The sequence below is a fragment of the Eubacteriaceae bacterium Marseille-Q4139 genome, from assembly GCA_018223415.1.
In the GTDB taxonomy this organism is placed as follows: domain Bacteria; phylum Bacillota; class Clostridia; order Lachnospirales; family Lachnospiraceae; genus CABSIM01.
In genome coordinates this window covers 71,210-92,746 of the sequence record JAGTTQ010000001.1, presented here as the reverse complement: position 1 = coordinate 92,746, position 21,537 = coordinate 71,210, and the positions used below count along the sequence as shown (strand labels likewise).

Here is a 21,537-nt window from a genome sequence, read left to right as displayed (position 1 = left end):
CTCTTTTTTCTTTTCCGGTTCTAATCCCGGAATTTTCGCATACACATAGTATTGAGCCGGGAGAAAATCGCCGGCCGGTCAATTCTGGACTGATTATAAGTAAAAGGAGAAATACTATGTCGGAAAAAGTTATGGAAAACAACAAGGTCAGTGTCATCGGGACGGTTGTCTCGGAATTTACCTTCAGCCACGAGGTGTTCGGGGAGGGCTTTTATCTCGTGGATCTTTCTGTCAGCCGTTTAAGCGAACAGGCAGACATTATCCCGCTCATGATTTCGGAGCGGCTTATTGATGTGACAAAGAATTATGAGGGCTGCACGGTGGAGGCCATCGGGCAGTTCCGTTCCTATAACCGCCATGAGGGCGCGAAGAACCGCCTCGTCCTCTCGGTCTTTGTGAGAGAGGTGAACTTCCTTCCGGAGTTTACGGATTATACGAAGACGAACCAGATTTTCCTGGACGGGTACATATGCAAGGAGCCGATTTACAGAAAAACACCTCTCGGGCGGGAGATTGCCGATATCCTGCTGGCAGTGAACCGGCCCTACGGGAAATCGGATTACATCCCCTGCATCGCCTGGGGCAGGAACGCCAGGTACGCATCAGGCTTTGCCGTCGGCACAAGGGTCTGCATCTGGGGGCGCGTCCAAAGCCGGGAGTACACGAAAAAATTAAGCGACGTGGAATGCGAAAAGAGGGTGGCCTACGAGGTTTCTGTCAGCAAACTGGAGTGTGAATAAGGCGGAAGATGTCCCGGAACTTGCATTTATCTTAAAAATATGGTAAGATAGGCACGTTTCTTACGACTGGAACACAAGATACGATGAAGAGGTGTTAGCATGGAAAAGGGCACAGTTCGGATCATATGCGGGCCGGGAAGCGGTAAGACGGCTTCCGCAGTTGGCCTTGGAATGATGGGGGTATTCGCGGGAAAGCGCGTGATTATCGTACAGTTCTTGAGAGGAGAGCTCAATGAGGCTGCCTCCTGTGTGATGAAACGGATGGAGCCGGAGATGAAGCTGTTCCGCTTTGAGCGGTCCCCTGGGTATTTCGAGGACCTCACGGAGGAACAGAAAAAGGAAGAGCTGGTGAACTTAAGAAACGGCTTTAATTTCGCAAAGAAGGTTCTCGCCACAGGGGAATGCGACAGGCTGATTTTAGACGAGGTACTTGGGCTTTTGGATCAGGGGATCGTCTCCATGGAAGAATTCCAGGGGCTTTTAGCCTCCAGGATGGAGGAAACCGACCTGGTTCTCACCGGCCGCGTGTGCCCGGAGGAGTTAAAACAGTATGTGGATATCATTTCCTATGTGGAGAATATAAAAGTTGACAACTCCGCGGAATGATGCTAGGATAGTCATAGAAAACATAGAAAAAGTAGAGGTCGCGCCTGACATGAGGAAACCGGCGGATGCGGGGGACAGAGAAGCCGGGGAAGGGGATGGCGCCGAAGGCTGGTTCACTTCCCCAAAGGGGCTGTGCCTGGGCATATGGTGAAGAACCATATGACTGTCATCTTAGTGCAGATAAGGTGGAGGGCTACGTGATTTGCTTTTGCAGGGCTGGCACCTTATGGCGTCGGCCTTTTTCTATGGATGGAAGCCGTTCCGGAACGGGCGGGACGGCCTGCGGATATGCATCTTTGACCGGAAAAACAGGAGGATATGTTTATGGCAATTTTTGAGGGAGCCGGCGTGGCGATTGTTACGCCATTTAAGGAGAACGGAGAAGTCAATTACGAGAAACTCGATGAGCTTTTGGAGGAACAGATTGCGAACCATACGGACTGCATCGTCGTGACCGGTACGACCGGCGAATCGGCGACGATGACAGAGGAGGAGCATGTGGACGTGATCCGCTTCACCTGTGAGCGGGTGAAGGGGCGGATCCCGGTTGTGGCCGGGACGGGCTCCAACTGCACCCACACGGCCATGGTGCTTTCCAAAGAGGCCGAGGAGGCCGGAGCCGACGGCGTGCTTTTGGTGTCCCCGTACTACAATAAGGCGACCCAGAACGGCTTAAAAGCCCACTTTACGGCCATCGCTGAGGCCATCAGGATCCCGGCAATCCTTTACAACGTGCCGAGCAGAACCGGCGTCAATATTTCTTCCGAGACGTTGGCGTATCTCTGCAACAACGTGGAGAACATCGTGGGCGTGAAAGAGGCGGCCGGAAACGCCGGTGCTACGGCCATGTTAATGAACCTGACGGACGGAAAGGCAGACGTCTATTCCGGAAACGACGACCAGATCGTGCCGGTTCTTTCCCTTGGCGGAAAGGGCGTGATCTCGGTGCTCTCCAACATTGCGCCGAGACAGACCCACGATATCTGCGAGCTGTATTTCACAGGGAAGCTGGAGGAGAGCCGCAGGCTCCAGTGGCGTTCGATGCCCTTAATCAACGCTCTGTTCAGCGAAGTGAACCCGATCCCGGTGAAGGCGGCCATGAACCTGATGGGAAAGAACGTGGGAACGCCGAGGCTGCCGCTTACGGTCATGGAGCCGGAGCACCAGCTTGTTTTAAAGAAGGCAATGGAGGAGTACGGGCTTTTGTAAGCCTGAACCGGACAGGAGGAGATCAAACATATGGTAAAAGCAATTCTGCACGGCTGCAACGGGGCTATGGGCCATGTCATCTCGGAAATGGCAGAAAAGGATGAACAGCTTCAGATCGTGGCAGGCGTGGATAAAAATACGGAACAGCATTACGGATACCCGGTTTACGGCTCCTTAAAGGAGTGTAGGGAGGCCGCGGACGTAATCCTGGATTTCTCGGTGGCAAAGGCTTTGGAAGGTCTTTTTGATTACTGCGGGGAGACGAAAATCCCGGTCGTCCTCTGTACGACAGGGCTTTCAGAGGAGCAGCTTTTAAGAGTGGACGCACTTTCCAAGGAGACGGCAGTGCTCCGCTCCGCCAATATGTCCTTAGGTATCAACCTTCTTTTGAAGCTTTTAAAGGAGGCAGCAAAGACACTGGCGGCTGCGGATTTTGATATCGAAATCCTGGAAATGCATCACAACAGGAAGTTAGACGCACCAAGCGGGACGGCGCTTATGCTGGCTGATTCCATCAACGAGGCCATGGATGGCGCGTATCATTATAAATACGACCGGGCGTCGGAGCGGGCAAAGAGAGATAAAAAGGAGATTGGCATCCAGTCTGTCCGCGGCGGTACCATCGTCGGCGAGCACGACGTGATTTTTGCAGGCGAGGACGAGGTCATCACGTTCCGCCATACGGCATATTCCAGGGCGATTTTCGCAAAAGGCGCTGTCCAGGCAGCAAAGTTTCTGGCTGGCAAGGGGCCGGGCCTTTATGATATGTCGGATGTGATTGGGTAGCGGAAGGCCGATGAAAAGCCCAATAAGTTTTTGATAATAAAAAGTGCCCGTTTTTCTTGATTTTCAAGAAAGGCGGGCACATATTGCTCCGACAGAAAATGCAAAAGGAGCCGTTGCAAAATAGATGAGTAATCATCTATGGAGCAGCGGCTCCTTTTTTATGCCCTGAAAACAGAAAACGGACCCTGAAGAGCCCGTAATCCATGGTATAATAAGATATGACCAGTAAATTAAAATACCATAAAAATTATACCGAATTCGGTGAGCCTTATCAACTGGTTTTGCCATTAAATTTGGAAGGTTTGGTTCCTGATGATGATTCTGTTCGACTGCTGAGCCACGAATTGGAGGATTTAGATTACAGCTTGCTGTATCAGGCTTACTCTGCCAAAGGCAGAAATCCGGCAGTGGACCCAAAGACCATGTTCAAGATCCTGACTTATGCCTATTCCCAGAACATCTATTCATCCAGAAAAATTGAAACCGCATGCAGACGCGACATCAACTTTATGTGGCTGCTTGCCGGACAAAAAGCACCGGATCACAGCACCATTGCCCGTTTCCGAACCGGTTTTCTGGCAGATGCCTGTGAAAATCTGTTCTACCAGATGGTCTGCCGCCTGGAAGCAAGCGGAGAATTATCAAAAGAAACCGTATTTATTGATGGGACAAAACTGGAAGCCTGTGCCAATAAATATACCTTCGTCTGGAAGAAATCGGTGGGGAAATGGGAAGCAAAGATGTACGAACGGATTCAGGAGGCAGTCTGTCTTCTGAACCAGGATTATATCTGCGGGTTCCATGTGGGAGAGGAAAGCCGTACCCAGGATCTTCAGGAAATCTGCCGGTTTCTGGAAGAACGGTGCCGTCTGGATGGGACGGTTTTGGTACATGGAAGAGGAAAACGCAAAAGCCGGAATCAAAAATATCTGGAACTGTTCCGCCGGTTTCTGGAACGCCAGACGATCTATGACTGGCATACAGCTAGTTTCCAGGGCCGGAATAACTACTGCAAGACGGATCCGGATGCCACTTTTATGCACATGAAGGATGATCATATGAGGAATGCCCAGCTGAAACCTGGATATAACGTCCAGATCGCAGTGGACAGCGAATACATTGTGGCAGCTGGGATTTTTCAGGATCGGAATGATGTATGGACACTGGTGCCGTTTCTGAAAAACATGGAAGTGAACCTGGGATTTCGATATCCCAGTGTGACTGCGGATTCGGGGTATGAAAGCGAAGAGGCTTATGAATATCTGAAAAGCCAGGGTCAGATCCCTTACATCAAACCGCAGACCTACGAAAAATGGAAAAAGAGAAGTTTTAAGAAAGACATCAGTAAACGGGAAAATATGGCGTATAAGGAAGAGACAGACACCTACACCTGTCATGCAGGAAAAACACTGAGAGAAGTGTTTAAAAAGAAGCAGAAAAGCAAAAGCGGCTATCAGTCCGAGGTAACAGTATATGAATGTGAGGATTGCGGCGGATGTCCGTATAAGAAAAAATGTACGAGGGCAAAGGGAAATAAGAGGCTGTATCTTTCCAAAAACTTTTTGAAAAAGCGTCGGGAATCTTATGAGAACATCATAAGCGAAAAAGGGATCCAGTATCGGACAAACCGTTCGATTCAAGTAGAAGGAGCCTTTGGGGTGTTGAAAAACGATTATGAATTCCAGAGATTTCTGCTGAGAGGGAAAACGAAGGTAAAACTGGAGATCCTACTGCTGTGCCTGGGGTATAATCTGAATAAATTGCATGCTAAGATCCAAAATGGCCGGACAGGAAGCCATCTGTTTGAAGTAAAAACTGCATAGAAAAATCATAAAACCGAAAGGTTTTATTAAAGTACGGCAAAAATCCGGCGATCTGCTCTGAAACCATAGGGAGCGCCGGATTTTTTGCTGTAACAAGCAGAAGTGCCGCTCAATCATCTATTTTGATGATTTTGCGACACTCCCTTTGTGTTTTGAGTGGAGCTGAGGGGAATCGAACCCCTGTCCGAAAACCAATCCCCTGTTCTTCTACTATCATAGTCTGCTGTTATTCATTCCCTCCTGAATCCGGGAACAGACACCCAAATTCATTCAGTAGCTTCATAATACGCCCGCGCGCTCAAAGCTTTGCGCGTGTCGTTTCTCACAAAAATGATGCCGGGATCTTAAAGTGTGAGTGCCCTAAGGCCGACAGCCGCCTTAATTAGGCAGCGTATGCTAATTCTCTATCGTTAGCGTTTATATTTAGATTTGCCATTTAACGCATCGCATGCGGATAGCTTCACCAGCTTCATAGCCCCCGTCGAAACCAGTACAACCCCTTACTGGCGCTCATCTGGAGCAGTCTTATCTTAACACGTTTCGAAAACCGTGTCAAGAGGGGCAGAGAGATGGTGGTTTTTCTCAGCAGATTCCGGTTTCCTCCCTCATCTTCCTCATCCGTCTAAGCGCCTCCGCAAGCGTCTCCTCGCCGCAGGCAAAATGCATGCGGATCAGGTGGTTCACAGGCTCTCGGAAGAAGCTGGAGCCGGGCACGGCAGCCACTTTATAATTTGTAATCATCCACTCGCAGAACTGAAGGTCGCTCCAGCCTTTAAACTGCGGCGGGGCGAAAAAATCGGAAATATCTATGAGGACAAAGTAGCTTCCCTGGGGCACCGTATGGGAAAAACCGATATCCGTAAGGCCGCCGCAGAAGAAATCCCTCTTTTTCGTGTACAGCTCTTTTAGCCATTCATAATATTCCGGCCCCATGGTAAGACCTGCCACGGCGGCGGCCTGGAGCGGGGCAGCGGCGCCCACGGTCAGGAAGTCATGGACTTTTTTGGCTCCCTCGATCACCTGCTCCGGGCCGATGAGGTAGCCGAGGCGCCAGCCGGTGATGGAGTAGGTCTTGGAGAGGGAGCTGCATGTGATTGTCCTCCCGGCCATGCCGGGAAGGGACGCCATGCAGATATGCCGGTATGGCTCGTAGACGATATATTCATAGACCTCGTCGGTGATGACGAAGGCGTCGTAGCGCACGGCCAGCTCTGCGATATCGGAAAGCTCCGAAGCAGAAAACACCTTTCCGCAGGGGTTCGACGGATTGCAGAGAATGAGCGCCTTTGCGCCCTCTCGGAAGGCATCCTCCAGCGCAGCGCGGTCAAAATGGAAATCCGGCGGCACGAGGGGCACAAAAATCGGCTCGGCGCCGGAGAGGATGGCGTCCGCCCCATAATTTTCATAAAACGGGCTGAAAACGATCACCTTGTCGCCGGGATTGCAGACGGTCATCATGGCCGTCATCATGGCCTCCGTGCCGCCGCAGGTGACGACAATCTCCGTCTCGGGATCCGGCCGCTTCCTAAGCTTTCCTTCATAGAGGTCGGCCAGGGCATTCCGGAAGTCCTCGGCCCCGAACGTAATGGAATACTGGTGCGGCCCGCGGTAAGAGACTTCGGCCAACGCATCCAAAAGCTGCTTTGGCGGGTCAAAATCAGGGAAGCCCTGGCTTAAATTGATGCTCCCCGGTGTCATGTCGTTGATTCTTGTCATCCTGCGGATCACAGAATCCGTAAAAGAAAGCACACGTCTGCTCAGTTCAGGCATGAGGTTCATCCTCCTTATCTTTTTGTCCTTCCCGCTCGCGCATCATGTTCCAGATCAGGTCGTGCATCCACTGGACTGTCTCCTCGAGCTTTTTATTGGCATCCCGGAGCCTTGAGACTTCCTCCTCAAGGGCGTGGATCAGCTTATCTTTTTCATCCATGTTTCATGGCTCCTTCCAGATTTTTGCTGAAAACCAGTATAGCATTTTGGCCGCACCGTGTCCAGACGAGAAAAAGAAAAGAAGGATTGATTCCCCCAAAAGTTTGTACTATAATAAATCGAAGCGGAAAACATGTGCCCCCATTTTTGCATACAGGGCGGTACATGTTCCAATGTCCGGAAGAGCGGGCATGATTTTACACGGGATGGAGTTTCAGTCATGGCAATTCAAAACGATTTTTCCCAGGGCAGCGTCGTCAAAAACATCATGGGTCTGGCGGTTCCGATGACCCTGGCGCAGCTCATCAATGTCCTCTACAACGTCGTCGACCGGATTTACATCGGTCATATTCCCGAACACGCAACCTTATCCCTCACAGGCCTCGGCGTCTGCCTGCCGGTGATTACCATCGTCATCGCCTTTGCGAACCTGTTCGGCATGGGCGGGGCGCCGCTCTGTTCCATTGAGCGGGGAAAGGGGAACGAGGCGGAAGCAGAGTCCATCATGGGAAATTCCTTTACGCTGATGATCCTGTTCGGGATCCTGCTTACGGTGCTCGGCCTGATTTTTGAGCGGCCGCTCCTTTACCTGTTCGGCGCCAGCGACGCGACGTATCCTTACGCGAAATCCTACATGACGATCTATCTTCTCGGCAGCGTTTTCGTGATGACAGGCCTCGGGATGAACGCCTTCGTCAACTCCCAGGGCTTCGGGAAGGTGGGCATGATGACCGTGCTTCTCGGCGCAGTCACCAACATCATTTTGGATCCGATTTTTATTTTTGTCTTTGACATGGATGTTCAGGGAGCTGCCCTGGCGACGGTGATTTCCCAGTTTCTGTCCGCGGCGTGGATCTTAAAATTCCTCACGGGAGACAAGGCGATCTTAAAGCTCAAGGTCTCCACCATGCGGCTTAAGAAAAAACGCGTCATAAAGATCGTGTCCATGGGGCTTTCCAGCTTCACGGCCGGCTTCACCAACAGTCTTGTGGCCGTCGTCTGCAATGCGACGCTCCAGGGATGGGGCGGAGATCTCTATGTTGGTGTCATGACCGTGCTTCACTCCGTCAGGGAGATTGCGGAAAACATCGTGAAAGGCGTGACAAACGGCTCGCAGCCGGTCATGGGCTTCAACTACGGCGCCGGAAAATACGACAGGGTTAAGTCCTGCATCAAGTTTGTGTCGGCAGTGGCCATCTCGTTTACGGTGTTCGCATGGGCGCTAGTGTCCCTGTTCCCGGAATTTTTCATCCGGATTTTCAACCATGACGAGGAGTTAATCGCAGCGGCCATCCCGGCCATCCGCATCTATTTCTTTGGATTTTTCATGATGTCGCTCCAGTTTTCCGGCCAGGCTACCTTTGTGGGCCTTGGGAAAGCCAAGCAGGCCACGTTCTTTTCCATTTTCCGGAAACTGATTATCGTGGTTCCGCTGACGCTTCTTCTCCCGTATGTGGGCGGCCTCGGGCCCATGGGCGTCTTCATGGCCGAGCCGTTGTCCAACTTCATCGGCGGCGCCGCCTGCTACGGCACCATGCTGTTTACCATGTGGCCGGAGTTAAGCGGAAAGAAAAAAGGAAAAAGAGGAGAATAGGCAGAGACTATGGGAACGGTATTTGTGAAAGCGGCATGCTTTATTCTCATCATTTTTCTCGGCTATGCATCGAAGCGCATGGGGCTTTTGAGGCAGGAGGATCTTCCTGTTTTTTCAAAGCTCGTCATTAAAATCACGCTCCCGGCCGCCATCGTCACGAATTTCAGCCGGATCACCATGGACGTGTCCATGCTCTCCATCGTTGCCGTGGGCTTCCTTTTAAGCGGCTTTTATATGGCGGTGGGGTATCTGCTGTTCTGGAATGGGACGCGGGAGGAAAAGGCCTTCGGGCTCTTAAATGCGTCCGGCTACAACATCGGCTGCTTTACGATGCCATTTGTCCAGAGCTTTTTAGGCCCTGTCGGCGTCGCCGTCACCAGCCTTTTTGACGCGGGAAACTCCATGATCTGCACGGGGATTTCCTACACGGCTGCTTCGGCCGTGGCTGGAAAAGGGAAGAAAAGCGGGCCTGCGGGGATGGTGCTTCGGCTCTTTTCCTCGATCCCCTTTGACTGCTACATCCTTATGACAGTCCTGACCCTTTTGAACCTCCGGCTGCCGGCCGTGGTTCTGAGCTTTGCGGAGACCGTGGGAAATGCCAACAGCTTTCTGTCCCTGATGATGATCGGCCTGGGCATCAACCTTCATATGAGCAGGAAACAGGTGAAAAGCGCAGCAAAGATCGTCGGGACGCGGCTCCTTATTTCCGCGGCCCTGTCAGCCGGCTTTTATTTCTTCGGCCCGTTTTCCGAGGAGATCCGCCATGCTTTGGCAGTCCTGATGTTCGCGCCGGTGGCCTCCCTCTGTGTGGCCTACACGTCCATGATCGAAGGCGATGTGAACCTGGCAAGCGCCGTCAACTCGGTTTCGATCCTCACAGCCATTGTGAGCCTGACGGCAGCCGTATTACTTTTAATTTAGAAGAGGTAGCATATGAAACTGAAAAAAGACGTGAAACCGCAGCTTTCCAAGCTGCCCCGTTTAAAAATCAAATACAATATCATGGTGCCGCTCATCGGCCTTGTGGATGCGGCGACCATGTTCAGCTTTTACAGGAACCCGGTTTCGGAAGGCAATCTGTTTTTCAAAGTGTTTTTCATCTTTTTCGCCCTGGTGGGACTGGGCTTTACTTATTGGGGAATCATGTGGCAGGTGACGGCCGAAGGGGAAACCGTCCGCGTCCGTCCGGCCTTTGGGCGAAGCCGTACCGTGGCCGTAGGGGACATCCGCCGCGCCGTCATCCATAAACGCGCAAAGGGCGGGACGCTGTCCTACTACGAGCTGTTTGATAAAGACGGCGCAAGCATCGTGAAAATTTATCCTTTAATGAAAGATTTTGCCACATTCCTCGAGCGGTTAAAGCGTTTCGGCGTGCCGGTGAACGAGGTTACGGATTAAAAGGGGAAAACTGAGCATACTACCTTCTGTAATGAAAGAAGAAGGAGGAATGCGAAGTGACAAGACTGGAATGTTCGGTAAAGACATGCGTCCACAACTCGGAAAACTGCTGCTGCAAGAGCGGGATCTATGTGGAAGGCCAGGCGGCGAAAAACTGCTGCGATACCTGCTGCGGAAGCTTTGAGGAGAACCGCGGCGGCATGTTCAAGAACCTGTTCAAAACACCGGAGACGAAGCTCATGGTGGACTGTGACGCCGTAAACTGCGTCTACAACGACGACCACCAGTGCCGCGCAGAGAGGATTTCCATTGCCGGCGACGGCGCAAAGACCGTCGGCCAGACGGAATGCAAGAGCTTCAAGACGAAATAACATGCATGGACGGGGATTCGCAGGCGCTGCGGGTCCCTTTACATATGGAAAGAAAATTTTTCCACAACCCATTGACAAATGCAGGCAGATATAGTATAGTTACAAAGGTTGTGAATACAGCCAACAGGAAAGCAGGTATCCGCCTCACCCTGGCACGAGCAAGTGACCCGGGTTCATAGACAGAATTGGTTTACGGCCGTGCAGCAGCATAAGCAAAACCGATGCAGTTCATTGAGCGGATAGTTTTCTATCTGCTTTTTCTTTTCTATCAACTACTCATCTTTGATGTTATGGAGGTGCACGACTATTAGCGATTTAATGATTAACGAACAGATTCGGGATAAGGAAGTTCGTTTGATTGGGGAGAACGGAGAGCAGCTTGGAATCATGTCCGCAAAGGATGCCTACAAAATGGCCCGCGACGCGGAACTGGACCTGGTGAAGATCGCGCCGACTGCAAAGCCGCCGGTCTGCAAAATCATCGACTACGGCAAATATAAGTACGAGATGATCCGCAAGGAGAAGGAAGCCAGGAAAAAGCAGAAGGTTATCGAGGTAAAGGAAGTCAGACTTTCCCCGAACATTGATACCAACGATTTGAATACCAAGATCGGCTCAGCCAGGAAATTCATCGAAAAAGGGAACAAAGTAAAGATTACCCTTCGTTTCCGCGGCCGTGAAATTGCCCATATGAACCAGTCGAAGTACATTCTGGATGACTTCGCTGAAAAGCTTTCCGATATCGCTGTGATCGACAAGCCTTCCAAGGTAGAGGGAAGAAGCATGGTTATGTTTTTAACTGCAAAAAGATAGGAACAAGTTTAAGGAGGAAATCACTATGCCTAAAATGAAAACAAGCAGAGCAGCTGCAAAGCGTTTCAAAAAAACCGGAACAGGCCTGTTAGTAAGAAACAAAGCCTACAAATCCCATATCTTAACTAAGAAATCTACGAAGCGGAAAAGAAATCTGAGAAAAGACATCGTTACCGACAGCACCAACAGCAAGGTAATGAAGAAGATTTTACCGTATTTATAATAGATTCGGAATTAAGAAGGAGGAAATAAGCAATGGCAAGAATTAAAGGTGGCTTAAACGCCAAGAAGAGACATAACAGAGTGCTGAAGTTAGCCAAAGGTTACAGAGGCGCCCGTTCCAAACAGTATAGAATTGCAAAACAGTCCGTAATGAGAGCATTAAAGAGCTCCTACGCAGGCAGAAAAGAGAGAAAGAGACAGTTCAGACAGCTCTGGATCGCACGTATCAACGCTGCTGCCAGAATGAACGGCCTTTCTTACAGCAAGTTTATGTACGGCTTAAAGCAGGCTGGCGTAACCTTAAACCGCAAGGTTCTGTCCGAGATGGCAATCAACGACGCAGAAGGCTTCGCAAAGCTGGCAGAGCTGGCAAAATCCAAGCTGGCATAAATTACCAGGGATATCAGGAACAGAAACGAGACAGACGGCAAAGTACAAAAGTTGTACAAGCCGTCTTCTTTTTTTGCGCCTTTCCACAGAAAATATAACCGGGGTGGACAGGAATCTGCTGTTTTATAAATCATTGTTATATCTGCCATGAAAAATCCGAATGCGCGAACATCTTGACTTTAACACCGCGCAGTGATATCATAGCGAGAAAAATAGCTGATTGGAGGAGAAGATTATGAAAAAGAGGAAGGCAGCGGCCGCCGTAGCGGCGGTTCTGGCAGCAGCAATGATGCTTTCGGCCTGCGGTTCCCAGAATTCCGGTTCCGGAACCACGGCAGCCGGCACGACAGACGCCGGTACATCGGCAGAGAGCTCCTCGGCAGAGTCGGGAGACGGCGCCGTCACACGCGATGAGATTATCCTGGGCGGAAAGGCCGATATCAAATCTACGGACCCGGCAGGGCAGTCGGACGTTTATTCTGCCATGCTGGTGCGTCATATGTACAACGGACTTTTAAAGCTGGACGAAGACGGGGAGACCGTGATCGGCGACCTGGCGGAATCCTTTGACATGCCGGACGACACCACGTATCATTTTGTCATCAAGCAGGGCGTAAAGTTCCACGACGGCACCGAGCTGAAAGCCAGTGACGTCAAATTCACCCTGGAGCGGGCAAAGGAAATGGCCAGCACGAAGTCGACGGCTTCTTATTTCGATACGGTCACGGTGGACGGCGACTACGAGGTGACGCTGACTTTAAACCAGCCCTGCGCCGCCATGCTGTACCTTTTAACAAACTCCAACATGATGATCGTGTCGGAGAAAGCCGTCACGGAAGCGGGAGACCAGTACGTCGAGCAGCCGGTGGGAACAGGCCCGTTCAAATTTGTGGAGTGGGTGCCCAACGACCACTGGACGATTGTGAGAAACGATGACTATTTCGGGGAAAAGCCGATCACAAGCAAGCTGACCTGCCGCGTGATCGTAGAGGAGACGTCCAGGGTAATTGCCCTGGAGACCGGAGAGATCGATATGGCTCTGGACATCGCGGAGACGGAGGCTGCCAATGTGGAAGCCAATCCGGAGCTGGTGCTTGAGGCAGGCCCGAGCCCGTCCATCGAGTTTTTGGGGCTGAATTTCCAGAACGAATACTTAAGCGACAAGCGGGTGCGCCAGGCCATCGCCTACGCTATCGACAAAGATGTTTTCATCGACGCCATCGTTGAGGGCCGCGGAGAGGTGGCAAACTCCTGTATCGGAAAGACCGTGCCGGGCTGGAGCGAATCCGTTGAGGCATACCCCTATGACCCGGAAAAGGCAAAGGAACTCCTTGCGGAGGCCGGCTATGCCGACGGCTTTGATCTGGAGGTTATCGTATCCAGTGAGATCCGCAACCGGACGGCGCAGTTAATCCAGGCACAGCTTCTGGAGCTGGGCATCAACGTGGAAATCAGCATGTACGACTTCGGCGCCTTCCAGGATATGCTGGCGGACGGCGACAACGACATGTTCATTCTCGGCTGGAGCAACAGCAACGTGGATCCGATGCGGAGCACGACGCCGCTGTTCCACGGCGACTACTGCGGACGCAACGGAAACAACTATTCCTTCATGCAGAACGACGAGCTGGATGCCCTCATGGACGAGGCGGCCTCCGAGCTGGATACGGAGAAGCGGATGGATCTCTATTTGCAGATCCAGGAGATGTTAAAGGAAGAAGTCCCGATTGTCCCGCTGTATTATAAGCAGAACATCAATGCCAGAAGGGCAGACTTAAAGGGCTTTGTCTTCAATAAGGCGACAAACCACTATTACGGAAATCTTCACTACGAGAACTAAACAGGCAGAAGAGAGCGCAGGCGCAGACGGAAGAACTCCGGATGCGGCCTGCGTTTTTTCTGCCTCTAAAGCGGATTTACCACACTGCATTGTTAAATCGCACAAAATTTGATAAAAAATCTCTAAACAAATTGTAAAAAATGCGTGACAGAATGGCTTTTTCGAGGTATATTATAAGGGACAGATATTATACCAATTAAGGGGGTAAAACTGTATGGATCTTTTTAACGAAATCCTTTTAAAGACCAACGACATATTGACCGGATATGTCCTGCTGGCAGCCCTTGTGGGCGGCGGCATCTGGTTCACGTTCCAGACTGGCTTCGTCCAGGTTCGTGAATTCGGACACGGCTGGAACCGGGTTTTCGGCGGTCTCTTTAAAAAGGACAAATCCAAGAAAAAAGAAGAGGGCGGTATTTCTTCTTTCCAGGCTCTTACGACGGCCATTGCGGCTCAGGTAGGAACCGGAAACCTGGCAGGTGCTGCTACGGCTATCGCGGCAGGCGGCCCGGGCGCAATCTTCTGGATGTGGGTATCTGCATTTCTTGGAATGGCAACGATCTTCTGTGAGGCGACTCTGGCTCAGGTGTACCGGACCAAGGGCGACGACGGACAGATCACAGGCGGCCCTGTTTACTACATAAGGGCGGCTTTCAAGGGCGGCTTCGGCAAGGTGCTGGCAGGAATCTTCGCAGTCCTGATTACGCTTGCCCTCGGCCTATTCGGCAATGCAGTTCAGGCCAACTCCATCACGGATGCCTTCCATACGGCATTCTTCTCTCATGTTGGAAACATCAGCCTGCTTGGGCTTGAGGTTCCGATGGATAAGCTGATTGTCGGCATCGTTCTGGCAATTATCGCATTCCTGATCTTCGGCGGCGGTATCTCCCGTATCGGCCAGATCACGGAAAAAATGGTTCCGATTATGGCCTGCTTCTATCTGCTTGGCGGCCTGATTATCGTTATCATGAACATCGCCAATGTGCCGTATATGTTTGCTTCCATCATCCAGGGTGCATTTAATCCCCAGGCTGTATGCGGCGGCGCGTTCGGTGTTGCCATGAAGGAAGCTGTAAAGAAGGGCGTTGCAAGAGGCCTCTTCTCCAACGAAGCCGGTATGGGTTCCACGCCGAATGCACATGCACAGGCAAACGTGGATCATCCGTGCCAGCAGGGCCAGGTTGCAATCGTATCCGTATTTATTGATACGTTCCTGGTTCTCAACATGACGGCATTCGTTATCATCGGCACCAAGATGCTGGAGCCGGGTTCTGCCGCTTATGTGAATGGCAGCCTTGTAGAAGGTATTACCCTGACCCAGACAGCGTTCCAGGCAGCGTTTGGTTCCTTCGGTGCGATCTTTATCGCAATCTGTATGCTGTTCTTTGCGTTCTCTACGATTCTCGGCTGGTACTTCTTCGGTGAGACCAACGTGAGATACCTGTTCGGCGCAAAAGCAGTGAAACCGTATATCGCACTTGTATGTGTATTCATCATTCTTGGATCCCTGATGAAGGTTTCTACGATTTGGAACATGTCCGACTGCTTCAACTCCCTGATGGTTGTTCCCAACGTCATCGGCCTGTTTGCACTGACCGGAGTTGTGAAGAAGACCTACAAGGAATACAAGGAAGATTTCCTTCCGAAGCATCCGGAAAACTAAAGACAGAAGACGGCGGCAGTGTCCATTTAAAAAGACGCTGCCGTCTTTTTTGCGGAATGGGAGCAAAAAATTTGAAAAACTAGAAAAAAACAGTTGCCAAGCAGACAGTTTTATGCTATACTATCGTTCGTCGGTTAAAGAAAATAATTTCTTCGCCAGACATGCGGAAGTGTCGGAACTGGCAGACGAGCAAGACTAAGGATCTTGTGGTGGTTACATCGTGTGGGTTCAAGTCCCATCTTCCGCAGGAAAAAAGAAATCCGAAACTGTTTCAGGAGAGACAGTTCCGGGTTTTTTTGTTGCATGGGAAACTGCGTTCCCGATGCAATAAAAACCTCCGGCGGAGGCGCACTCCGCGCAGAGGAAAATGGCTGCCGGCGCAGCCGCGCTTCGGCGCAGTGTGCGCCTGACGCACACGTTTACTGCATGGGAAATGACGAAAAGAATCGGTTTTTGTCGACTTCCTTCGGAAAAGAGAGGATCCGGATCCGGGCAGCAAAACAGATACACCTCAGTCCTCTAAAAAGCGGACGATATCGTTTGGTGTACAGTTCAGGTATCTGCAAAGCCGTTCCAGTGTGAGCAGTGTGATATTTCTGTTGTGTTTGATTCCGTCGAGTGTTTTATTATCAACAATGCCGTCCTTTAACAAACGGTACTGTGTGATGTCCTGGCGGGCCATTGTGGCCCATAGAGGACTGAAGTCAATCATATTACCGAATCCTTTGCCATTTGAAGCTGTATGGTTATCAGTATAGACAAAATTAAACAATATCAATATTGTGAACATAAGCACAATGTGATATGCTGAGAAGAGAGGAGGAAATACCATGGAGTTTGATATCAGGAAGCTGGAGGAGAGAATGGAAGCGTTTGGCAGGGCGCATAAACTGGCGGAGGTCCCGGGCCGGAAAGCGTTTTTGGACGCAGCGTTTGAGCGTCTGGAGCTGGAGCTAAAGGGGGAGGCCGTCTTAAACCGTGAGGAGAACGGCAGGATTCTCCGGATAACGGTTACGGGAAACAGCTTCTTTTCCTGTCAGGACGGCTGTGAGACATTGAAATTCCTGATTGGAGCCGCCGATATTTTTGAGGCCGGCGCGGCAGACGGGAATGTGGTAATCCGCCTGTCCTTTGCGCTTGAGGAATGGGAAGAAGTTTAATTCTTTCTTAATTCCAGTTTTTCCAGCCGTCTTTGTCTTGCATCTGTTCCTTTTTCCCTGTATAATACCGGCATCAGGGAAATACAGCAGGAAAAGGAGCTGATTCATATGAAATTGAAACGCAGATTTTTACTTTTTGCCATAACCTTGTCCATGGGAGCGGCAGCAGCATTTCCGGCAATGGCGGAGCCGTCGGAAGAAGCGGAAGAGCCTGCTGTCCGGTTTGGATGGACGGAAGAGGACGGCCGCTGGTACTATTATGATGCCAACGGGAACCGTAAGACAGGCTGGCTGGAGGCAGAAGGCGGAGACGGCCGCGGGAACGAAGTCTGGTACTATCTGGACGGCAGCGGCGTGATGGTAGCAAATGAGACGCGCACCATCGACGGCGTCTCCTATACCTTTGGAGAGGACGGCGCCTGGGTGAACGAGAAGGCTTACCAGGGGGCCCCGGCCGGAACGATGGAGGTGTCGACCTTTACCAACAACTGGTCAAATATCAAAATCACCTTCCCGGCCATGTACTATCTGGCGGATGCATCGGAGCTGGCAAGCTATGAGGATTACTTCCAGGACGACGATTACGCGTCCATCGGAAAACCGAAGCTCACCTATGATTTCCAGGTGGAGACAGACGGCGACGGCTCCTGCCTGGAGCTCTACTATGCCGATATGTCTTCCAAGCCTGATATGACGCCGGCAGCCTTTGTGCAGGCCATGGCAGAGATTTATGCAAAGAGCGATTACTTCACCGTCAGGGAAGCCGCTTCCGACGTGACCGTAGGCGGCCAGACCTATACGAAGATTTCGCTGATTAACGATGTGGACATGCGCCGTGATTTTTACTGCCGGAAGCAGGACTCCTATATGGTCGTTCTTGCGGCCTACGGGGAGAGCGCAAATGCCGGTTCTCTGGAAACAGCGCTGGCTGCGATTCAGACGGCTCATTGATCCCGTGACAGGCGGAGTAGGTAATTGGTGAAAAATTCAAAAAAGAATTGACAAATCTCCATTCTTATATTATAATTCTTTTCGTTGCCGGTGTTAAGCACCGGCACGATGCAGAAGTGGCGGAATTGGCAGACGCGCACGGTTCAGGTCCGTGTGGTAGCAATACCGTGAGAGTTCAAGTCTCTTCTTCTGCACGAGGAAACCCAGGCTGAAACGCCTGGGTTTTTTGTGTTGTGGGAGACGCGTTTCCCGGAGTATGAGGCTTCCGGCGGCATGCTGCGCCTGCCACGTCATTTGCCATGGAACATGGAAATCAGAAAGCAATTCTTTGTCAATTCAAAAGAACTTTCCGCGAATTTTGACTTTCAATGACGTCCGTATTGACTTCAATGTATGACAATGTTATAATTCAAATGGAAATTCTTTACATAATTGGGGTTGTGTAAAGAAAATTATTTTAGTGCGTAAAAATACAGGGAAATTGCTTTTTTATGCACAATATTGTAAGGGGGAAAGTTTTATGAGTGTTGTTGAACAAGTCCAACAGGTATCAAATTCCTCAATCCTGTGGCTCCTCTGCGGAATCACGGTCTTAATCTCAGCCCTTCAGGCGGCCCTTTATATCAGGCAGAGCCAGAAGATGACGAAAAAGGCCGGAATTGATCCCAGAATCCCGAAGGAGGCGTTCCGCGTGGGCTGCATCTCCGCCATCGGGCCGGCTCTCGGCGTTTTTATCGTCATGGTGGGCCTCATGGCTTCCATCGGCGGCCCCATGGCCTGGCTGCGCCTTTCCATCATCGGTGCTGCCGCGACGGAGCTGTCGGCTGCCAACATCGGCGCTGAGGCCTGCGGTGTGGCCCTGGGCTCGGAGCAGTACACGCTTGTCTGCCTGGCTGTGTCCTGGTTTACCATGGCTTTAAACGGCGCCGGCTGGCTTTTATTCACAGGTGTGGCGACTCCGTCTCTGGAGACGCTCCGGAACAAGGTGTCCGGCGGCGATATGAAATGGCTGGTTGTTTTAAGCGGCGCCTGTTCTCTGGGAATTTTCGGCTATCTGAATGCCGGTGAGGTCTTAAAGGGCATCGGAAACACCATCGCTGTCCTTGTGGGCGCCATTTCCATGATGATCCTGGTGAAGACCGTCTGCAAAAAGGTACCGAAGTTAATGGAGTATTCCCTGGGAATCGCCATGATTATCGGCATGATATTTTCCGTCGGATATGACCAGTTATTCCGGTAAGCCAGAGGAGGGAGATTATGAACGAAAAAGAAATTATGCAGGAATGGAAACGCGACAGTATCCGGATCGGTTCTCCGACCAACATCTTGGCGGCCCTGACCGCCTTTATCCCGGTCATCTGGCTGTGTACGGTTTATGACTGCTGGCCGCCGGTCAGCACAGTGCTTACGGCCTGGGGCATGGTGGCGGCATCCTTTGCGGCCATGTATTTCGTGGAGCCGGTTTCCTATTATGCGGCCCTCGGCCTTACAGGTACATACTTGAGCTTCCTTTCCGGAAACATCGGGAACATGCGTGTGCCCTGTGCGGCCCTGGCTCTGGATGTGACGGATTCCACGCCGGGAACCATCCAGGCAGAGGTAGTGTCCACCATGGCCATCTGCGGTTCCATCATTACAAACCTGATTGCTACCACGTCGGCCGTGATTGTCGGCAGCGCAGTTCTGTCGGTTCTGCCGGAATTTATTGTATCCGGCCTGACCCAGTACGCCAGCTCCGCCATTTTCGGGGCTACCTTCGGAAACTTCGCCATCAAATATCCGAAGATTGCTGTTTTTGCCCTGGCGATCCCGGTTGTACTGAAAATGTTTACGCCTCTCGCGGCGGCATGGGTGATTGTGATCACCGTATTCTCGACGCTGTTTATTGCGAGAGCCATGTATAAAAAAGGAATGCTGGCATAGGCCGGCAGCGGAAGGAGTGGAAACGAGCATATGTGGGAAAAATGTAAAGGACTTCAGGAAGAACTGGTATCCATGCGCCGGGAGCTCCATCAGATCCCGGAGACCGGCGGCGACCTGCCCAAGACGAAGGCGTATATCATGGGAAAATTAAAGGAATTGGGAATCCCGTTTGTGGAGAATGCGACGGACAGCGGCCTTGTGGCGACGATTGAGGGCGGAAAGCCCGGAAAGACCCTGGCGCTGCGGGCAGACATGGATGCGCTCCCGATTACGGAGGAGAACGACGTCCCCTACCGCTCAAAGCATGAGGGGAAGATGCACGCCTGCGGCCATGACACCCATGTGACGATGCTTTTAGGAGCTGCGAAGGTTTTAAATGAAAATAAGGAAAACATCCATGGAAACGTGAAGCTTTTGTTCCAGACGGATGAGGAAGGCTCCCGCGGGGCAGAGCGCCTCTGCGCGGAAGGCCATTTAAACGGCGTGGATGCGATTTTCGGCACCCACATCGGGACGATTATTTCCAAGGACATTCCGGCCGGTACGGTGATCAGCACTCCCGGCTGCTGCATGGCGTCCTTCGATAAATTTGTCATCAAGGTCAAGGGCTTCGGCTGCCACGGCTCTACGCCGGAAAAAGGCGTGGATCCCATTAACATCGCCTCTCATATTGTCATCAACCTCCAGGAGGTTGTGGCAAGGGAGATTGCGGCTGTGAAGCCGGCTGTCCTCACCATCGGCCACATTGAGGGCGGTTTTGCCTACAACGTGATCCCGTCGGAGGTGTTAATCGAGGGCACCATCCGCGCCCTGGAGGAGGATGTGCGCCAGGAGCTGGCAAAACGGATCGGTGAAATCGCAAGTGCGACGGCGGCTGCGTTCCGCGGCGAAGTGGAATATGAGATGATCTGGGGTGCACCGCCTGTCATCAACGACGCCGGCATGGCGAAGCTGGCGGCAGACTGTGCCCGTGATATCGTGGGCGATGAAAAGGTCATTGACCATGTGGATGCACCGAACATGGGCGGCGAGGACTTTGCATATTATGTGAAGCAGGTTCCGGGCGCCTTCCTGTTCTTAAGCTCCGCAAATCCCGAAAAGCATACGGATGTTCCCCATCACAATCCGAAGTTCAACGTGGACGAGGATGTGTTCTGGATCGGCTCCGCGCTGTTTGTGAGGATTGCAGAAAAATTCCTGGGAATTGACGAATAGAGGGGAATGGGATTATGACGCCGTTTACCTTATTTGCCGCTTACGCCGTCCTCTTGTTTGTGGCGATTTACATCTTTGTCTATATTCCTAATAAGAAGAAACAGAAATCGAGGCAGGAGCTCCATAAGTCCTTAGTACCCGGCGACACGGTGATTACCATCGGCGGGCTCGTGGGATCCGTCCAGGCGGTGGAGGGCGATTATGTGACGCTGCTTCTCGATGAGAAAACAGGAGCGACCGCGAAAGTCGTTCTCTATTCCATTAGTCAGAAAATAGCATAAAGCGAAAACGAAAGCAGGCGCGCCACGGGAGAGAGGTCTCCTCATGGTGACGCCTGCTTTGTCTCCGGCACAATGAAAAAGCCCCGCATCTTTCGATGCGAGGCGCTTCCTGCGGAAGATGGGACTTGAACCCACACGATGTAACCACCACAAGATCCTTAGTCTTGCTCGTCTGCCAGTTCCGACACTTCCGCATATCTGGCTAAGAAATTATTTCTTTGACCGACGAACGATAGTATAGCATAAAACCGCCGCCATTGCAAGCGTTTTTTTGACAAAAATTTCCGAAAAAAGAATTGACAAATTCCTATTCCTATATTATAATTCTTTTCGTTGCTGGAAACAACAGCACGATGCAGAAGTGGCGGAATTGGCAGACGCGCACGGTTCAGGTCCGTGTGGTAGCAATACCGTGAGAGTTCAAGTCTCTTCTTCTGCACGAATCAAATATGGATCGCAGGAGGCGGCATGGCTTTTTGGCTGTGCCGCTTTCTGTATTGTGAAAAAGGAGGCGTCCGGCAGATGCGGCATCATGCCGGGCCTGGCTGCTTTCTTTTCACAGCTCCCGCTGGTAATTTGAAGGAAAATGGTATATAATAGCATCGTGTGTAAAAATAGGACCG

23 protein-coding genes, 4 tRNA genes and 1 other RNA gene are annotated in these 21,537 nt (G+C 51.4%); 23 read left to right on the top strand and 5 right to left on the bottom strand.

Annotation, left to right across the window (positions count from 1 at the left end; all coding sequences use genetic code 11):
* The first annotated feature begins 116 nt into the window (after window positions 1-116).
* The 5 genes from KE531_00500 (at window position 117) to KE531_00480 (ending at window position 5,164) form a co-directional block, all read left to right on the top strand.
* Window positions 117-740, top strand: a complete 624-nt coding sequence (locus KE531_00500) for a single-stranded DNA-binding protein (protein ID MBR9952113.1) — start codon at window positions 117-119, stop codon at window positions 738-740.
* Between the two features lie 99 nt (window positions 741-839).
* On the top strand, window positions 840-1,346 hold the full coding sequence (locus tag KE531_00495) for a cob(I)yrinic acid a,c-diamide adenosyltransferase (GenBank protein ID MBR9952112.1): 507 nt from the start codon (window positions 840-842) through the stop codon (window positions 1,344-1,346).
* Window positions 1,347-1,670: 324 nt separating this feature from the next.
* On the top strand, window positions 1,671-2,555 hold the full coding sequence (locus tag KE531_00490; protein ID MBR9952111.1) for a 4-hydroxy-tetrahydrodipicolinate synthase: 885 nt from the start codon (window positions 1,671-1,673) through the stop codon (window positions 2,553-2,555).
* 30 nt (window positions 2,556-2,585) lie between these two features.
* Window positions 2,586-3,341 (top strand): 4-hydroxy-tetrahydrodipicolinate reductase, encoded by a 756-nt coding sequence (locus KE531_00485; protein ID MBR9952110.1) that lies wholly within the window; start codon window positions 2,586-2,588, stop codon window positions 3,339-3,341.
* Between the two features lie 218 nt (window positions 3,342-3,559).
* Window positions 3,560-5,164, top strand: a complete 1,605-nt coding sequence (locus KE531_00480) for an IS1182 family transposase (protein MBR9952109.1) — start codon at window positions 3,560-3,562, stop codon at window positions 5,162-5,164.
* Window positions 5,165-5,318: 154 nt separating this feature from the next.
* Here the strand turns inward: KE531_00480 and ssrA are convergent.
* The 3 genes from ssrA to KE531_00465 form a co-directional block, all read right to left on the bottom strand.
* Window positions 5,319-5,664, bottom strand: a transfer-messenger RNA (tmRNA) gene (ssrA, locus tag KE531_00475).
* A gap of 82 nt (window positions 5,665-5,746) precedes the next feature.
* Window positions 5,747-6,934 (bottom strand): pyridoxal phosphate-dependent aminotransferase, encoded by a 1,188-nt coding sequence (locus KE531_00470; protein MBR9952108.1) that lies wholly within the window; start codon window positions 6,932-6,934, stop codon window positions 5,747-5,749.
* Complete coding sequence (locus tag KE531_00465) at window positions 6,927-7,094, bottom strand: hypothetical protein (protein MBR9952107.1); 168 nt, start codon at window positions 7,092-7,094, stop codon at window positions 6,927-6,929. The genes KE531_00470 and KE531_00465 overlap by 8 nt, the downstream gene beginning before the upstream one ends.
* 219 nt (window positions 7,095-7,313) lie before the next feature.
* Between KE531_00465 and KE531_00460 the strand changes: the two genes are divergently transcribed.
* The 10 genes from KE531_00460 to KE531_00415 all read left to right on the top strand — a co-directional run bounded on the left by KE531_00460 (window position 7,314) and on the right by KE531_00415 (window position 15,631).
* Window positions 7,314-8,687, top strand: a complete 1,374-nt coding sequence (locus KE531_00460; GenBank protein ID MBR9952106.1) for an MATE family efflux transporter — start codon at window positions 7,314-7,316, stop codon at window positions 8,685-8,687.
* A gap of 9 nt (window positions 8,688-8,696) precedes the next feature.
* A complete protein-coding gene (locus KE531_00455; GenBank protein ID MBR9952105.1) occupies window positions 8,697-9,608 on the top strand; it encodes an AEC family transporter in 912 nt (303 codons plus the stop codon).
* A 12-nt stretch (window positions 9,609-9,620) separates the two neighbouring features.
* Entirely contained in the window at window positions 9,621-10,085 is a 465-nt protein-coding gene (locus KE531_00450; GenBank protein MBR9952104.1) for a hypothetical protein, read from the top strand.
* 56 nt (window positions 10,086-10,141) lie between these two features.
* A complete protein-coding gene (locus KE531_00445) occupies window positions 10,142-10,456 on the top strand; it encodes a DUF1540 domain-containing protein (protein ID MBR9952103.1) in 315 nt (104 codons plus the stop codon).
* 318 nt (window positions 10,457-10,774) lie between these two features.
* Complete coding sequence (infC, locus tag KE531_00440; GenBank protein ID MBR9952102.1) at window positions 10,775-11,269, top strand: translation initiation factor IF-3; 495 nt, start codon at window positions 10,775-10,777, stop codon at window positions 11,267-11,269.
* A 25-nt stretch (window positions 11,270-11,294) separates the two neighbouring features.
* The gene (gene rpmI, locus KE531_00435) at window positions 11,295-11,492 is read left to right on the top strand and encodes a 50S ribosomal protein L35 (protein ID MBR9952101.1); all 198 of its coding nucleotides are present in this window, start codon (window positions 11,295-11,297) and stop codon (window positions 11,490-11,492) included.
* Window positions 11,493-11,524: 32 nt separating this feature from the next.
* On the top strand, window positions 11,525-11,881 hold the full coding sequence (gene rplT, locus KE531_00430) for a 50S ribosomal protein L20 (GenBank protein ID MBR9952100.1): 357 nt from the start codon (window positions 11,525-11,527) through the stop codon (window positions 11,879-11,881).
* 235 nt (window positions 11,882-12,116) lie between these two features.
* Window positions 12,117-13,721, top strand: coding sequence for a hypothetical protein (locus tag KE531_00425; GenBank protein MBR9952099.1), 1,605 nt, complete (start codon window positions 12,117-12,119; stop codon window positions 13,719-13,721).
* Window positions 13,722-13,935: 214 nt separating this feature from the next.
* Window positions 13,936-15,384: an alanine:cation symporter family protein gene (locus KE531_00420; GenBank protein MBR9952098.1), complete on the top strand. Its 1,449-nt coding sequence runs from the start codon at window positions 13,936-13,938 to the stop codon at window positions 15,382-15,384.
* A gap of 163 nt (window positions 15,385-15,547) precedes the next feature.
* Window positions 15,548-15,631 (top strand) — tRNA-Leu (locus KE531_00415).
* Window positions 15,632-15,895: 264 nt separating this feature from the next.
* Here the strand turns inward: KE531_00415 and KE531_00410 are convergent.
* On the bottom strand, window positions 15,896-16,096 hold the full coding sequence (locus KE531_00410; protein MBR9952097.1) for a helix-turn-helix domain-containing protein: 201 nt from the start codon (window positions 16,094-16,096) through the stop codon (window positions 15,896-15,898).
* A gap of 118 nt (window positions 16,097-16,214) precedes the next feature.
* On the opposite strand from KE531_00410, the gene KE531_00405 reads away from it, so the two are divergent.
* The 7 genes from KE531_00405 (at window position 16,215) to yajC (ending at window position 20,914) form a co-directional block, all read left to right on the top strand.
* Window positions 16,215-16,544 (top strand): hypothetical protein, encoded by a 330-nt coding sequence (locus KE531_00405; protein ID MBR9952096.1) that lies wholly within the window; start codon window positions 16,215-16,217, stop codon window positions 16,542-16,544.
* 108 nt (window positions 16,545-16,652) lie between these two features.
* Window positions 16,653-17,495: a hypothetical protein gene (locus KE531_00400; protein MBR9952095.1), complete on the top strand. Its 843-nt coding sequence runs from the start codon at window positions 16,653-16,655 to the stop codon at window positions 17,493-17,495.
* Between the two features lie 110 nt (window positions 17,496-17,605).
* Window positions 17,606-17,689: transfer RNA gene (locus KE531_00395), tRNA-Leu, on the top strand.
* A gap of 326 nt (window positions 17,690-18,015) precedes the next feature.
* A complete protein-coding gene (locus tag KE531_00390; protein ID MBR9952094.1) occupies window positions 18,016-18,735 on the top strand; it encodes a DUF5058 family protein in 720 nt (239 codons plus the stop codon).
* A 17-nt stretch (window positions 18,736-18,752) separates the two neighbouring features.
* On the top strand, window positions 18,753-19,418 hold the full coding sequence (locus tag KE531_00385) for a hypothetical protein (protein ID MBR9952093.1): 666 nt from the start codon (window positions 18,753-18,755) through the stop codon (window positions 19,416-19,418).
* Between the two features lie 30 nt (window positions 19,419-19,448).
* Window positions 19,449-20,633, top strand: a complete 1,185-nt coding sequence (locus KE531_00380) for an amidohydrolase (GenBank protein MBR9952092.1) — start codon at window positions 19,449-19,451, stop codon at window positions 20,631-20,633.
* Between the two features lie 14 nt (window positions 20,634-20,647).
* Entirely contained in the window at window positions 20,648-20,914 is a 267-nt protein-coding gene (yajC, locus tag KE531_00375; protein MBR9952091.1) for a preprotein translocase subunit YajC, read from the top strand.
* A gap of 110 nt (window positions 20,915-21,024) precedes the next feature.
* Here yajC and KE531_00370 read toward each other — a convergent pair.
* Window positions 21,025-21,108: transfer RNA gene (locus tag KE531_00370), tRNA-Leu, on the bottom strand.
* 161 nt (window positions 21,109-21,269) lie between these two features.
* On the opposite strand from KE531_00370, the gene KE531_00365 reads away from it, so the two are divergent.
* Window positions 21,270-21,353: transfer RNA gene (locus KE531_00365), tRNA-Leu, on the top strand.
* Window positions 21,354-21,537 lie beyond the last annotated feature (184 nt).